The sequence below is a fragment of the Providencia sp. PROV252 genome, from assembly GCF_033676005.1.
GTDB classification, from domain to species: domain Bacteria; phylum Pseudomonadota; class Gammaproteobacteria; order Enterobacterales; family Enterobacteriaceae; genus Providencia; species Providencia vermicola.
Genome location: NZ_CP096294.1, coordinates 113719 through 128049, shown reverse-complemented (window position 1 = coordinate 128049; position 14331 = coordinate 113719). Strand labels below are relative to the sequence as shown.

The window sequence follows — 14331 nt, the reverse complement described above, 5'->3', positions numbered from 1 at the left end:
CTAATCATAAGTAAAAGTGACACCAATAATAGACTGCACTTTCCCTGCTGAAACTTGGCCTGAAGTACGTCCATATCGTGCACTTAAGCCAAGGCTAACAGCACCTGTGGTGACCCTACCTAAAGCCACTTTTTGATTAACAGCTATCGCATTCCCATTACTGACCAGTTGAATACCGACGCCTTTTGCCGCATTTGTTCCCGAAAATGTATTCGCAAAAATATTTGAACGAGTATCTGTGGTCCCTGAAAGATAATAATACAGGTTTTGCCCTGAGGCACAGTGGACCGAAAGCGGAACAGGTGCTGTGCCAGGGTATTCGGGTAGATTTACAATAACATTTCGTGAAGATACATCACATCCACCAATAGGAATGAGCACATCATTATTGGTGTAGAGGTTCCATGTAAAGGTAGCCGTCCGTACATTTCCTCCTCCAATAATATCAGAGCCCACCTGATGCATAACAAGGGTGGCAAAATGAGAGCCTTTTTTAATGGCAATCCCACCTGCGGCATTGATAGGTGTTAGGAATAATTGGGTATTCCAAGGGGCATAACTCCCTAGCGGAAAACTTTGCTGGTGAGTGGGTTGTATTAATGGAAACTTATTGTTGATACCATAGTATTTTAGTGAACCATCAAAGCTGGCAAGTGCCCCGCCAAATGCAGACCCTCTGATCATACTCACCAAGTCCCGACGCGTTGTTGGTGAATCATTCTTACATGAAATGGACTGTGATAAATCAACAACTAGATTTTGCCCAGGCTGCACACTAGGCTGTAGGTTTACATAAACATCTGCGATTTTCGTACCTTTATCGCTATTTACAATATTCCCCGTAGAATCTGTGCAGGTGAAAGCATAGCTCAAAGAAATACCCACGGTATAAATCGTTAAACCTGCTGCAAATAACTGAACACATTTTTTTATATTCATAATATTAACTCATTGATAAGTATAGGTAACATCAATAACAGCCTGTATATTCCCTTGAGTAGCTTGGCCTTTAACGGAAAGCGCTCTGACTTGCAAAGGAAAACGGGTGGATAATGAAGAGTCGTTAACTTGCAGTTTTTTTTGCGCACCATTGTTTAAGTTATTACCCGCGGTATCTTGGAGTTGTAGCTGAATATTGCCTGCTGTTCCCTGATTTTTATAATAACCCGTCGTATCAGCGATACCGCTGAAAGTGGCGGTCACCGTGGACGTTCCTACAGGGCAATTGACTAAATCTAATGAAACGGGGTGCCATATTGAGGAAGAACCTGGCGTGATTAAATTAAAAGTGTATAAATCACCTAAATCAACATTGGCACTCGTCGTTGCAACAGTGCATGGCTTCGCAACAACACTCCCATTCACTGTAATCGTCACATCAGCGGCATATGAGGATGTGGCTAGTGAAAATAAAATCAGCCAGATAAACGGGGCTGCTCCCTTCCATTTAATGTTCATGATGACATCCTCTGCTTACTGGAACTCAAGCGTAAAAGTGGCGGTAGCTCGAACATGCCCCGCTGTGACTGGTAATTTAGACGCCATTAATCGAGCATAAAAATGCAGTGTATTATTCTTACCTGCCACTAAAGGGGTCCAAACCATGTTGTTACTGGTAGCATTGAGTGCGAGTGGTTTTCTGGCACCATCTAAAATTTGTATACCTGCGCCTGATGCATTGAGGCTTCCGGGGTCTAACGCCAATAAGGTCTGATTGTTGGTATCCGCAATTCCCACAAAACCCACTTTCACCGCAGTAACCGAGTTGCCACAAGGGGTGAGCTCAATATTAAATGGAATGACAGGGGTCACTTCCCCCACCGCATAAAGTTGCTTCACCGCGTTATTAAGTAAATCAACAACTTGGCTTTGCGACCCCGGTGCAACCGCACACGTGTTATCTCGCACATACCCTTTAATGTTGATCGTACTGTCTGCCGCATATGCACTTTGAGATAATGATAAAAGTGCAAATAGAGAGGCAGAAAAAATCATGAACTTATTCGGCATTATTGGCTCCTTAGCGGCACAGTGCGCGGTACTTACTGAGCATCTCGTGTTGGCTTTGCTCAGGTAATGTGTAGTTAATCTGGCACTGTGAGTCGGGACCTTCTCCCCAGCGGGCAATAAGATGACCAGAAAGTGATAACCCCGTTAAGTAAACTTGACCGTCATCAGCAACAATGCTGCTACCATTGTTATCACTTGAAGAAACAATCGCGCCAAATGGCACGGGCTTTCCGTCACTTTTTAGTAATGTCATCAGTACTTTTACCCCAATTCGAGGGTGGAAATCAGCGCGAACAACTGCACCTCGAGTAGGAACGACACTGACAACGGGGTCTTCTAAATCGACATTATTGGCTAATGTGTTGGTATCCAGCGCAATACGGTTTTCTCGGTAATCGGTGGCATAAGGTAAGATGGCATAGCCACGCCAATCAGTATTAACCCCTGTCTGATTTTCAACTTTTACGTTTCCCGCCCCCGGTGCTTTCACGAGGACAACAGTGTCATTCATTGGCTGACTCAGCGTGATGCCATTAGCATGAGCTAACACACCACCACTCAGACCATAATACATTTGGCGTACGTTATCGGTATAACTGTAACCCGCGTTAGCATTGCCATATGTACCGCGGTAATTCAGCGCCGTGTAACCAGATGCCGAAGAGTTACCTTGGCCGCCCCCTGCGTAACCCGTTTGCACGTTATAACTTAAGTTATTATCTTCAAGTAATGTGCCATAAAGGCCTGCCATGTTAGTGATACGGCCTTTTAGATCATGGGAGACGTTATAACTAGCACTCGCATTACGCCAAATTGATTGGCTGTCAGATCGCATCCAATAGCTAAATGGGATATTCACATTCATCGCTAACATCTGGTCATTTGCTTCTTGCCAAGAGTTCTTAGACAGACTGTAATTGATCCCCCAGCTAATACCTTCAATCAGTGTATTGAAACCAACCTGTAAATGTTTATCGGACTTACTCGTGTTCCAATACGTTTCATGGCTTCCTGTCACATACAATGTTGATTGCTCACCTAATTGTTGGGTGAGGCTTAGCTGGATTTTTTCACGTTTGTTATAGGCTAAATTATAGTAATCCGAGAATGTTGGAGTGACTTGAATGACACCATCTTGTGTCGCAAGGCTATAACCATTCATGCGCTTATAAGTGGTATCCGCAAATGAATAATAGCCTTTGGTTGAATAACGATAGCCAGCCAATTGTATGGTTGTGCCCGTTTCATTCATCGACTTGTTATAAAGAAAACGAATAGATTGCCCTTGATGATTGCTATCGTCAGGCAGCTTCGCATTTGCCTGTGTAATATCGATAGACAGCGCACCAAATACACCAATGTTTTTCCCCATACCGATGTTGAAGGATTGATAGCGACTAGCGAGTTGCGAACCTCCATAAAGTGTCCACCCGTACGATAAACCTCTCATTAATGTCGCTTGCATAAAACTCGGTTTTTCTTGCTGGCCATTTCCTGCTCGGTAATCACCCGCAGTGACTGCATATTGGGTATGCCCTTCCCTTTGAAGTAATGGTACAGATGAGTAAGGCACCGTAAAACTTTGCACCGAACCATCCGCTTCAGTAATACTAACGTTGAGGTCACCACTGTTTCCTGCGGCATATAAATCATTAATAATGAAAGGCCCTGGCGGGAAAGTATTGCGGTAGATTTCATAGCCATTTTGTTTGATGGAGACATCAGCCGTACCACGAGCAATACCGCGAATAACTGGCGCAAACCCTTTTTGGCTTTCCGGTAGCATATTGTCATCAGAAGCTAGCTGAATTCCTCTAAAGTTAAAGCTATCAAAGATTTCACCGGGGGTATAACTGTCACCTATTGTTAAGCGGGAGCGTATCTGATTTATCCCACGCTCCAAATAGGTATTAATATGTTCCCAACGAGTTTCAGTCGTCGACGTTCCTGAGCTGTGACTCCACGTCGAGTTATCTCGTAAGCGCCATGCCCCAAGGTTTAGCCCGCTTTGCATATTTAGGTAGGTATAGCTACTGTGCTTACCATTTTGGTTACGTGCACTATTTCCCGTTAAACTATAATTTAAAATACCCGCCGTAATACCCGAGTCCCAATATTCTGGGGGAATAAAATCTCGAGCTCGATTAGCCATAAATATTTGTGGAACCGTAATGTAGAGCCGTTGCAAACCAACATCAAAGCGTGCTGTCGCGTCTTCAATAAGCATATTCAAAGGCTGGCAGTTATTTTGCTCTGGGGTATTTGTTCCTGAAATTGCGGGTGTATTAACACCCATTTTTGCTAATTCGCCGAGTGTGAAACAAGGCATAAGCTGGCGTTCATTTTTATTTGCGACGAAACGAACATCTTTGGTTGATAAATAGCCATCATTCAAATAAATATCAACACGATAGGTTCCTTCTGGTACTTCTTGGCCTTGCTCAAAAGCAGATAGGTCTGCAACAGCGGAAGGGTCATCTGCTAAAAATCGTGGATTAAAGTAGAGTTCTGCCTCAGCCCAAGCAGGATACAGGCAAGCACTAATTAATAGCGTCAATGGAATTAAGGGAAAATGGCGTTCGGATATATATCCAAAAAATGATTCTTTTCCCGAAATGAATTGCCTTTTTTCAGATGCCAGATATGACATATTCCCTCTCCCTGAACAACCATGTCGCCCAGTAAGTTATTTAAATCAAAGTAGTAGTGAGTAAAAAACGTTTTTACTGGATGTTTCTGGTCATTTTGGGAGTTAACGCACCATAGTCATTAATCGTTTGGAAAGTAATGCCACCATTCGCATTGGTTGGCGCAGAGACAGATGCCTCACCAAACGGAGGAACCAATACATTATCGAGTTTGGTTGAACCGATATTTAATGACGTTACTGTTGCGTAATAAGGTGTAGGATTAATAACGGTAACGCTGCCAGCTTGGCGCCTGAAACGTAATGATTCCGCAACAGTTTCAGGCGAAACAGATAAATTGGTCGGGCGATAATACAGTTTGATCCGGCTGATGATGGCCAATTGAAGCGTATTTTCATTCAGCTTGGATTTATCCATGGCAGGAATGGCTTTTACATTGAGCCAGAAAAGGCTTTCTCTATCTTGAGGTAATTGGTTATTAGTGGCGTCAATAATACGCAATGTATTTTCTTTTTTACCTTGCATGGTAAATAAGGGTGGCGTAACCGCAAATTGGCTATCTTTTTTCCCTGATGTATTCTCTACCCAAGATTGAATAAGAAAAACGCTTTTTTCATCATTATTTGTCACTGCAAGCTGAACTTGTTTTTGCCCAGCAGGGTAAATAACACGTGTCGCGCCTAATGCAACACCGGCATATGCCTGAGTATATATATTTGAACAGAGTAATATTAATAAGGCGCTAATTAGTTTGCGGATTGTTACGTTTTTCATTGTTACGTCTGTCCTTTTCTAACAAAAAATTAAATAGGTATATAAATTATTTACGGATGTTTTATTCATAGGTCAGCGAAAAAAGAGCCTGTGCGTTTGCCTTTCCACCCGTAATTTGATAACTCGTCGCGCGATATTTAGCGATAAAGTGCAACGTCATATCACCATTAATAACGCGTGCTATTTTCCGAGGTGTACTATTAATAGGAATTAAGGTGTTAGCGGAATCAAAAACAGCTAGCCCTACGCCACTGGCGCTATTCGGGCCATCACCAATAGCAAAAATATCTGGGTTGGTATTATCTGCGATCCCCGAGAAAGTGATGGAGACATACTCAGTCGCGGTTTTGCTGCATTCGCGTAAATGGATATCAAATAGAACAGGCGCGGTTTCTTGACCTGGGGCAGTCAGCATATTCGTTCGTAGTTGTCCCATATTTACAGTCAAATTTTTGTCTGAAGTTTCGACACTACACGCTTCTGCGATGAGTTCCCCATGGAAGTGCATTCCTCCGCCTGGTAACTGAACATTCCACTTGTTTCCAGCCTCAAGGAGTGGAGCGAATAAAAGTAGTAGCGCAAACATCACCTCTCTCATGAGACTTTACCTTTCTAATTTTATTGATAAATAAAGCCGTCCTTGGCTAACTAATTCGACATCCTAAATCTGCTTAAAAATTACTCGTACTGAACAGCAAATGTTGCATCTGCGTTTGCCACACCCGCGGTAGTTGCATCAAGTGCATAGTAGCGAGCTTGGAATGGCAGAATGTTAGTACCATCTTTCAATGTCATCGCGGTGCTAAATGTTGCACCATCAAGGCCTAGAGGAATGCTTTTAGAATCTAAAATTTGGATACCTACATTCGTTGCAGAACCAGCAGCAGAAGAGGCTACAGATAGAACTGTCGGGTTTGCTGCATTTGCAGACACACCGGTAAATGCAACTTTTGCAGATGTCGCAATAGTGGTATCACAGTCATTTAATTGAATGTTAAAACCAACAGGCGTACTCACATCACCTGTTTGTGCTAATTTAACAGTACGAACTTGACCAAGCTGCACAGTTTGTTCAACGGAACCCGCGTCAACAGCACATGCCGCATTCACTAGCTCACCTTTAAAATGAACTGTGCCACCATTTACTGTCGTTGTAGCAGCAGAAGCCACCATTGAAGATAAAGACAGCGCAGCAGCGATTGATAAAGAAATAACTTTAAATTTCATGAAATTTACCTTTTTATTAATATTTCCTAATGGACATGTGTACTACAAAAACTTTTATTAACGCGTGACGAATAGAATCATTAGATTTGAAACCTAATGATTGTTTTTATATTGATAAACACTTTTAAATTTTATTAATAAATATAATTTTAAAAAAAGAGAAATAACTATCTCTTTCTTACTGTTATAAATGAATTTTCATACGTTGGTTTTTCAGGCTCACTTTTATAAAATGTTAGGATATTTTCCATAAAATATTCTATATCACAGTTTTTAAGTCCTAGAGCAAATAAGAAATTCATTAACCCATCAATAGTTAATGTATTTGTTCCACACTCATAACGTGAAATTTGTTGCTGGCTTATGTTTAAGCGTGCACCAAGTTCAGCTCCCGTTATTCCCAACGATTTTCGGTAGCATCTTAATAATGAGCCTATATAAATGGAAATATTGTGAGATCGTGGTTTATCCAACATCCTTCCTCCGGTTTGTTTATAATAAGTGACGCTTTAAAACCGATGCTATTACTAATGGACTATAAAATTTCACTTAGTGTAAACAATGAAAATGATTATTGGCTAATCGTTTTGGTCGATCAAATACCCATCGATTGATAGAAATTAACAATCAATGTAATAATATTGATCGCCAAAACTTATCATAAGTCAGGTTATTAGAGGGTATATTTATTTTATATTGACAGATTTATTCACATATACACGCCATTGAGTGTATCTGTATTTTATACTTATCGTAAATTTCAAACCTTTTTCGAGTGTATATGGGGCATTTTTTAAGATAGAATTTAATAAAACTAAAATTATAAGATAAATCCTATTCGTTTATTTATTAAATAAAACTTTATTCTCACAAATATTTAACTATTTTTCACATCCAAATAAAATTTTTACGTCGCGGTTCCCACCTATCCCTTTTCACCCTCCTTCTCAGAATAGTGTATACTCGCCGACAAGAAATTTATTCACGGTTAATTAATAATGAAAGAAATCGAAAAAACACAAATTAAACTGCTTAGCGACCGTTTAGACCTTATTCGTCACCAGATGGCAAGCATGCAACTGACGAGCGAAGCAGAAAAATACGCAGAGCTTGAGAAAGAAAAAGCGACGCTAGAAATTGAAATTACTCATCTGAAAGCGTTGCGTAACAAGAAGCTAAGCAAAGAAGCACAAAAATTGGTGAATATGCCATTCAAACGCGCCATCACTAAGAAAGAACAAGCTGATCTTGGCAAACTGAAGAAATCCGTACGCGGTTTAGTGATTGTCCACCCAATGACGGCCTTAGGTCGCGAAATGGAACTGGATGAAATGACGGGTTTCTCTAAGAGTGATTTCTAGTTAGAAAATCAGCCCCACGAAACCTGTGATAAGCCACGACAACTGAAAAGTTCGTAGTCCGCTACCATAGTGAAAATTGTTAATGGACGCGTCACTTGCTAGCGCGAATATTACGAATCACAGGAGCAAGTGTCACTAAATAACTGTTTATTAAGGAAATATTAAAAAATCCCTGAAGAATTATGCCCCCAATTTTGCCCCAAATTTTTTTGGTGCTTTTACTGCGCAAAATTGGGGGCAAACACTGGTGGGAAAATAGTAATGAAATAATTAACTCTATAACTACCAAGAACTTATTTATTAGCTAATTGATGCAATAAATGCTCTGCAACCTCAATAAAACTTTTAGATGCCTCTTCATATGAATGTGGCTCTTGAGAATAGACCAGTGGGCTTAATTTTGTTTTATATATTTGGCTTAGCAACTGCCCTTTATCATCCTCACTGTCTTTGATCACTTTTAAGCATTTACTTAATACTCTGTGAGGGCTATCTACAAACGCTTTAAATTGCCAAGCGTATTCTTCTAAATCAGTATTAACTGTATATTCAAACATACCTGCTGCTGCATGGATAGCGTTTGGATGGATAGTATTAATACGCCAAACATCATAAATATGCCTTACTAACGCCTCATCGAATTCAGATTGTTTGACACCCGCACAATACATTGCAAATCGTCTTAAAAGAGATAGCACTTTTTCAGCAAGCGTTTCTGCAATATTAATACACTCGATATCAAAATCAGGGTAGTTATTACCTTTTATTAATTGCTGATAGAGATAATTAATTTTTAATTTTTTAGTCTCTAAATTAATGGGACGATTTATCAGTTCAACTTTGATGCAGCTACGCAAAGGGTTAGTTCCCCCGCTACTGAAGTGCCCTTTATAGCTTAAATCAACATTATAATGACGATGTTTATCATTAATTTCTGGATTTCCACCAGCTTTATCTGTGAGATAGAAGCCAAGAACCTCAAGGTTTTTAGTAAGTTGATGATGAATATCTTTTAGCCGTGCTTTATCTGAAGGGAATTCTCTTTTTAATTTATAATTAGAAGGGACTTCTTGAAGAATAACTTTTATATCAATATCTTCTGACATTCGGTTAATTAAATTATAAGCCTTCGATAAGCAAGTACCACCAGCGAAAACAAACCTGACTGGTAAATCAATATTGATGGGTTCATTTGGTACTTTCTTACTTCTAGAATCAAATCCTTTCAGCTGAGCTTCATGCACGATATTCAAGCTTGCCAAAACACGCAACGCATCTGTTACATGGACATCTTTTTCTGCAACAAATGCAGGTAGCCCATTCAATAACCCTGCCGCCTCTGCATCTTGAATATCAGCAATTTGGTCTTCCGTAATTTTTTTCATATTGAACATTTCTACCTGAAACAGTGATGTTTCGAGATATTTTCCTTCCTGGAGTTCGAATTTGTAGTTGCATTGGGATTTGAGTCGTTTTACCTGCGTTATAGTCCTTTAAAGCCTGTCCTTGAGTTACTTGAACATTAAGCTTTTGAAAGGTTTCCTCCACAACTGACTCAAATGGTGCTGCTACCGTCCTTTTACCTGCAAATCGATTAAAACGAGTTTTCGCATAAACACCTAAACTCACTCGAATGATAATACCCTCTTCAACAAGTGCCGCTAGCACTTTGCCAATTTGTGATTTACTGCCTAGATGCTCTAATTCTGAACGTAAAATCACAGTACCTTTTCTGTTCGCAATGGAGCGCAACAGCTTCTGTTTTAAAAACATAGTCGACTCCTTTTAAAAAATAGGTAATAACAACTTTATATTAGCAAATTTACCATTAAAAACAATACATTATTTTTATATAATAAGGTAAAAAATGAGTCTTAATATCCATATATTTATCAGTTAGCTAGTCAGAGTCTTATCTGATTTTATTCAGCAAAAATACAACTGCTTAAGGCACCTTTCGATGCCTTAAAGTATGTTTTCATTAAACCCTTAAATTTGGATCATCGGGAACAAAATCTGTAATCTCAAGTTTTTCCATAATTCTTGGTAAAACTTGATGAATTAACCGCATACCGACGAGTAATTCATTCATATAAATATCAGGGTGCAACCGATGTTCATTGACCCCTAAGCTTTGTGCTTCAGCATCATGCCCAACTTCATCATGACACTTATAAACAATATCTAATAACTCCGCACGTAGTGGGATATGTTCCCTAAATGCACGTTCTTTTACAAGATTAATCCACTGGATATATTCACGATTAATTTTGTATTTAAAAGAATTAAAATTAGGTGCAAAGTTACTATCCATATCAATTTTGGATGCTGCTAAATAAATTAAACAAGGCTCTATATTCATAGCTTCAGAGTCATATATTTCTAATTTATCGTCAAAAATTAAATCTTCTATATACGCTGCATAAAAACCATAAACATCATTTAACGATTGGAAGATAGCTCGAATAAGCTTTGTATATTGATTAGTGCTAATAACATCAAATAAATTATCATCGCACTCATCGTCGTGTGTAACCTCAAGCTCCTTAGGAAACTGACTTGGTATGCTAATACCTAGTTCAGTAAAAATTTTTATAATTTGAGAGCTTAAAAAATCGACATCATCCTCTAAAGGAACCGTAATATAGCCTGTTTCTGCATTTTCTTTTTCATCATCAGCAATAATTTTGATAATACGATCCCATTTCATAGCATTTTCAATACTACCAACACGCAAAACAAGCTCAGCAGATAATTTACCTAAACCAATTTTTTCACGAATGCATGTTTCCATCTCGTTAGACATATATTCACCTTTCTTCCACTTGCTAATTTGTGTCGGTGAAACAGCTAAAAACTGAGCTAATTGTTTTTGTGTCCAAGATAACTGCTTCAATGCTAAGACAATAATATTTTCACTATCCATACAACACCCCGAATTTAGTAAATAAAAATAATTTTTTACTAAATTACAGAAAGTATAGAATAAAACAACAATAATTTATTGAAAAAAGAGGAGCTATTAAGATGATAAGAATACAGAGAATGTTTTCAGGATAGCCATTGAGTGGCGGAAGATCACAGGAGTCGAACCTGCCCGGGACTGCTGGCAGCCCCAACTGGATTTGAAATCCAGCCGCCTCACCGGAGACGACGATCTTCCTCTATAGATTGGAAAGTGATTATAGACTGAATTCATTATTTTCCAAAGCATTGAAACTACAACTATCCTCTTTATTGATAAAAGCCAACAAAAACCCCATTTATTGATAAGCACTGATAAGAAAAAACGTTATCTTGATATTGAGGTTTCCATATCCGCCCCCATATACTTTCTTATATTCATAATGGTGTGCTGGTTTTATCACCCGATAACATGAATTGTTTGGAGATAAGCTCGCCATTTAACTTTTATTGTCAACACTGTAAGCCTTGGCCTACGAGCACAAGCCTGCAATCACAGGATGTTTTTATGACAAATTCATTATTAGCCGATTCTGCATTACCCCGTTTTTCTAGCATTGAACCTGCTCACGTTTTTCCTGCTGTCAAACATGTGCTCACCGAGTACCGCCAAACAGTTGAAAACCTCCTGAATGCAACCGCCCACTATACATGGGATAACCTGTGTCAGCCGTTAGAAGAAGCGAGTGATAAGCTGTCTCGCGTTTGGTCACCAGTGAGCCATCTGCATTCCGTGAAAAATAGCCCTGAACTGCGCGAAGCTTACGAGCAATGTTTACCACTATTGTCTGAATTCAGTACGTGGATGGGCCAGCATGAGCCCTTATACCAAGCGTATAAATCCTTAAAAGAAAGTGCTGAGTTTAATTCACTTAGCCAATCACAACGTAAATCTATCGAAAACACCTTACGTGATTTCGAATTATCAGGTATCGGCTTACCTGCTGAAAAACAGCAACGTTACGGTGAAATTGTTGCACGTTTGTCGGAGATCGCGTCTAAATTCGGCAATAATGTGCTTGATGCCACCATGGGGTGGACTAAACTCATTAAAGATGAAAAAGAATTAGCGGGTATGCCAGAAAGCGCCATTGCCGCCGCAAAAGCCATGGCGGAAGCCAAAGGCGAAGAAGGCTACCTCTTAACTCTCGACATGCCAAGCTACCTGCCTGTCATGACCTACGCGGATAACGCAGAACTGCGCCGTGAAATGAGCCATGCATACAGTACTCGCGCCTCAGACCAAGGACCAAATGCGGGCAAATGGGATAATAGCGAGCTTATCGATGAGTTAATGGCGTTACGCCACGAGCTTGCCCAACTGCTTGGCTTCAAAAATTACGCAGATAAATCCCTAGCAACAAAAATGGCAGAATCACCAGAGCAAGTTTTAGGCTTCCTCAATGACTTAGCCGATCGCGCCCACCAGCAAGGTAAAGACGAACTGGCTGAGCTCACCGCTTTTGCTAAAGAACATTATGGCATTGAGTCTTTAGAATCGTGGGATCTAGCGTATTACAGCGAGAAACAAAAACAGCATAAATTCTCATTAAGTGATGAGCAATTACGCCCTTATTTCCCTGAACAACGCGTTCTAAATGGTTTGTTCGAAGTTGTTCACCGCATCTATGGTTTAACCGCCAAAGAACGTAATGACGTCGAAACATGGCATAAAGATGTGCGTTTCTTCGAACTGTATGATGATACTAATACCCTACGTGGTAGCTTCTACCTTGACCTCTATGCACGTGAACACAAACGTGGTGGAGCTTGGATGGACGATTGTGTTGGCCGTATGGTGCATAAAGATGGTTCACTGCAAAACCCAGTGGCTTACCTGACATGTAACTTTAACCAGCCATTAGGCGATAAACCCGCTCTCTTCACCCATGATGAAGTCATCACCCTGTTCCATGAATTTGGTCACGGCTTGCACCATATGTTGACGCAAATCGATGTCGCTGATGTCGCAGGGATCAATGGGGTGCCTTGGGATGCCGTCGAATTACCAAGTCAATTTATGGAAAACTGGTGTTGGGAGCCTGAAGCGCTGGAATTTATATCTGGCCACTATGAAACTGGCGAACCATTACCAGCCGAAATGTTAAGTAGCATGTTAGCCGCGAAAAATTACCAATCCGCAATGTTTGTCCTGCGCCAATTAGAGTTTGGTCTGTTTGATTTCACCTTACACGCAGAGTATGACCCTGCAAAAGGTGCGCAAGTCATGCCGACGCTATATGCGATTAAAGATAAAGTCGCGGTGGTACCTTCACCGAAATGGGCTCGCTTCCCACATGCCTTTAGCCATATTTTTGCAGGCGGTTACGCAGCAGGTTACTACAGCTATTTATGGGCTGATGTACTCGCAGCAGATGCATACTCACGCTTTAGTGAAGAAGGCATTTTTAACCGCCAAACAGGCCAATCGTTCCTCGACAATATTTTAAGTCGTGGCGGCTCTGAAGAGCCAATGGCGTTGTTTGAGCGTTTCCGTGGCCGTAAACCAGAACTTGATGCGATGTTGAAGAGCTACGGTATTCATGGCTAATCACATTAAGATCCAGTTGATCTGTGAAGAGGGTGCCGATCAAGGCACCCTTTCTCAACTTTCTGAAAAATGGCAGCTTTCCCATACACCAGATGCCACTATGGCACTGGTGCTTACCCCCGAAAATTTGCAGCTCCGCAAACTTGATGAACCCAAACTCGGTGGTATTTTTGTCGATTTTGTTTCGGGAGCAATGGCTCATCGCCGAAAATTTGGCGGTGGACGTGGTGAAGCAGTCGCAAAAGCGGTTGGGATTAAAAAAGAGTATTTGCCTGATGTAATTGATGCCACCGCAGGGTTAGGCCGAGACGCCTTTGTGCTCGCCGCTCTTGGTTGTCACGTTCGAATGTTAGAGCGCCACCCTGTGGTTGCGGCATTGCTGGACGATGGCTTACAACGTGGTTATCAAGATGCCGAAATCGGCCCGTGGCTACAAGAACGTATGTCCTTGATCCACACATCAAGTATAACCGCATTGAGTGAAATCACTCCTGCACCAGATGTTATCTATCTTGACCCGATGTATCCACATCGGCAAAAAAGTGCGTTAGTTAAGAAAGAGATGCGGGTATTTCAGTCGTTGGTGGGAGCAGATGATGATGCAGATGCATTATTAGCGCCTGCAATTGCCTTGGCAAAACGCCGTGTAGTGGTCAAACGCCCTGACTATGCAGAGCCCCTTGCGGGACAAAAAGCACCGTCAGCGGTTACAACAAAAAGCCATCGATTCGATATCTATCCGTGCATTAAAAATAACGATTAAACGTAACGGCGAAGGGCGTATGTACAGGTGAAT

14 protein-coding genes and 1 tRNA gene are annotated in these 14331 nt (G+C 40.7%); 3 read left to right on the top strand and 12 right to left on the bottom strand.

Features of this window, described 5'->3' with window-relative positions; all coding sequences use genetic code 11:
- From M1F05_RS00540 to M1F05_RS00505, 8 genes are all read right to left on the bottom strand, one after another.
- Positions 1–933 carry a fimbrial protein gene (locus tag M1F05_RS00540; RefSeq protein ID WP_206085231.1) on the bottom strand — a complete coding sequence of 311 codons (933 nt, stop codon included), beginning with the start codon at positions 931–933 and terminating at the stop codon, positions 1–3.
- A 15-nt stretch (positions 934–948) separates the two neighbouring features.
- Positions 949–1452, bottom strand: coding sequence for a fimbrial protein (locus M1F05_RS00535; RefSeq protein WP_206085232.1), 504 nt, complete (start codon positions 1450–1452; stop codon positions 949–951).
- 21 nt (positions 1453–1473) lie between these two features.
- On the bottom strand, positions 1474–2010 hold the full coding sequence (locus M1F05_RS00530; RefSeq protein WP_206085180.1) for a fimbrial protein: 537 nt from the start codon (positions 2008–2010) through the stop codon (positions 1474–1476).
- Between the two features lie 10 nt (positions 2011–2020).
- Complete coding sequence (locus M1F05_RS00525; protein WP_206085181.1) at positions 2021–4660, bottom strand: fimbrial biogenesis usher protein; 2640 nt, start codon at positions 4658–4660, stop codon at positions 2021–2023.
- Positions 4661–4733: 73 nt separating this feature from the next.
- Positions 4734–5432, bottom strand: a complete 699-nt coding sequence (locus tag M1F05_RS00520) for a fimbria/pilus periplasmic chaperone (RefSeq protein WP_206085182.1) — start codon at positions 5430–5432, stop codon at positions 4734–4736.
- Between the two features lie 61 nt (positions 5433–5493).
- Positions 5494–6030, bottom strand: a complete 537-nt coding sequence (locus M1F05_RS00515; protein ID WP_206085183.1) for a fimbrial protein — start codon at positions 6028–6030, stop codon at positions 5494–5496.
- An 80-nt stretch (positions 6031–6110) separates the two neighbouring features.
- Entirely contained in the window at positions 6111–6659 is a 549-nt protein-coding gene (gene fimA / locus M1F05_RS00510; protein ID WP_206085184.1) for a type 1 fimbrial major subunit FimA, read from the bottom strand.
- A 167-nt stretch (positions 6660–6826) separates the two neighbouring features.
- On the bottom strand, positions 6827–7135 hold the full coding sequence (locus M1F05_RS00505; protein ID WP_206085185.1) for a helix-turn-helix domain-containing protein: 309 nt from the start codon (positions 7133–7135) through the stop codon (positions 6827–6829).
- Between the two features lie 522 nt (positions 7136–7657).
- Between M1F05_RS00505 and M1F05_RS00500 the strand changes: the two genes are divergently transcribed.
- Positions 7658–8020: a YibL family ribosome-associated protein gene (locus M1F05_RS00500; protein WP_206085186.1), complete on the top strand. Its 363-nt coding sequence runs from the start codon at positions 7658–7660 to the stop codon at positions 8018–8020.
- Positions 8021–8313: 293 nt separating this feature from the next.
- Here M1F05_RS00500 and M1F05_RS00495 read toward each other — a convergent pair whose 3' ends face one another.
- The 4 genes from M1F05_RS00495 to M1F05_RS00480 form a co-directional block, all read right to left on the bottom strand.
- Positions 8314–9405: a nucleotidyl transferase AbiEii/AbiGii toxin family protein gene (locus tag M1F05_RS00495; protein ID WP_318825966.1), complete on the bottom strand. Its 1092-nt coding sequence runs from the start codon at positions 9403–9405 to the stop codon at positions 8314–8316.
- Positions 9374–9793: a DUF6088 family protein gene (locus tag M1F05_RS00490; protein WP_166266154.1), complete on the bottom strand. Its 420-nt coding sequence runs from the start codon at positions 9791–9793 to the stop codon at positions 9374–9376. The genes M1F05_RS00495 and M1F05_RS00490 overlap by 32 nt, the downstream gene beginning before the upstream one ends.
- A 208-nt stretch (positions 9794–10001) precedes the next feature.
- The gene (locus tag M1F05_RS00485; protein WP_206085188.1) at positions 10002–10946 is read right to left on the bottom strand and encodes a helix-turn-helix domain-containing protein; all 945 of its coding nucleotides are present in this window, start codon (positions 10944–10946) and stop codon (positions 10002–10004) included.
- Positions 10947–11088: 142 nt separating this feature from the next.
- Positions 11089–11183, bottom strand: a tRNA-Sec gene (locus M1F05_RS00480).
- A gap of 309 nt (positions 11184–11492) precedes the next feature.
- Between M1F05_RS00480 and prlC the strand changes: the two genes are divergently transcribed.
- Together prlC and rsmJ are read left to right on the top strand one after the other, a co-directional pair.
- Entirely contained in the window at positions 11493–13535 is a 2043-nt protein-coding gene (gene prlC, locus M1F05_RS00475; protein WP_206085189.1) for an oligopeptidase A, read from the top strand.
- Complete coding sequence (gene rsmJ, locus M1F05_RS00470; RefSeq protein ID WP_206085190.1) at positions 13528–14298, top strand: 16S rRNA (guanine(1516)-N(2))-methyltransferase RsmJ; 771 nt, start codon at positions 13528–13530, stop codon at positions 14296–14298. The genes prlC and rsmJ overlap by 8 nt, the downstream gene beginning before the upstream one ends.
- Positions 14299–14331: the final 33 nt, after the last annotated feature.

Bases quoted from the DNA above. Each gene is read 5' to 3' on its own strand.
- M1F05_RS00515 (WP_206085183.1), bottom strand. From the start codon at position 6,030: ATGAGAGAGGTGATGTTTGCGCTACTACTTTTATTCGCTCCACTCCTT.
- fimA (WP_206085184.1), bottom strand. From the start codon at position 6,659: ATGAAATTTAAAGTTATTTCTTTATCAATCGCTGCTGCGCTGTCTTTA.
- M1F05_RS00525 (WP_206085181.1), bottom strand. From the start codon at position 4,660: ATGTCATATCTGGCATCTGAAAAAAGGCAATTCATTTCGGGAAAAGAA.
- prlC (WP_206085189.1), top strand. From the start codon at position 11,493: ATGACAAATTCATTATTAGCCGATTCTGCATTACCCCGTTTTTCTAGC.
- M1F05_RS00500 (WP_206085186.1), top strand. From the start codon at position 7,658: ATGAAAGAAATCGAAAAAACACAAATTAAACTGCTTAGCGACCGTTTA.
- M1F05_RS00520 (WP_206085182.1), bottom strand. From the start codon at position 5,432: ATGAAAAACGTAACAATCCGCAAACTAATTAGCGCCTTATTAATATTA.
- M1F05_RS00490 (WP_166266154.1), bottom strand. From the start codon at position 9,793: ATGTTTTTAAAACAGAAGCTGTTGCGCTCCATTGCGAACAGAAAAGGT.
- M1F05_RS00495 (WP_318825966.1), bottom strand. From the start codon at position 9,405: ATGAAAAAAATTACGGAAGACCAAATTGCTGATATTCAAGATGCAGAG.
- M1F05_RS00530 (WP_206085180.1), bottom strand. From the start codon at position 2,010: ATGCCGAATAAGTTCATGATTTTTTCTGCCTCTCTATTTGCACTTTTA.
- rsmJ (WP_206085190.1), top strand. From the start codon at position 13,528: ATGGCTAATCACATTAAGATCCAGTTGATCTGTGAAGAGGGTGCCGAT.
- M1F05_RS00505 (WP_206085185.1), bottom strand. From the start codon at position 7,135: ATGTTGGATAAACCACGATCTCACAATATTTCCATTTATATAGGCTCA.
- M1F05_RS00485 (WP_206085188.1), bottom strand. From the start codon at position 10,946: ATGGATAGTGAAAATATTATTGTCTTAGCATTGAAGCAGTTATCTTGG.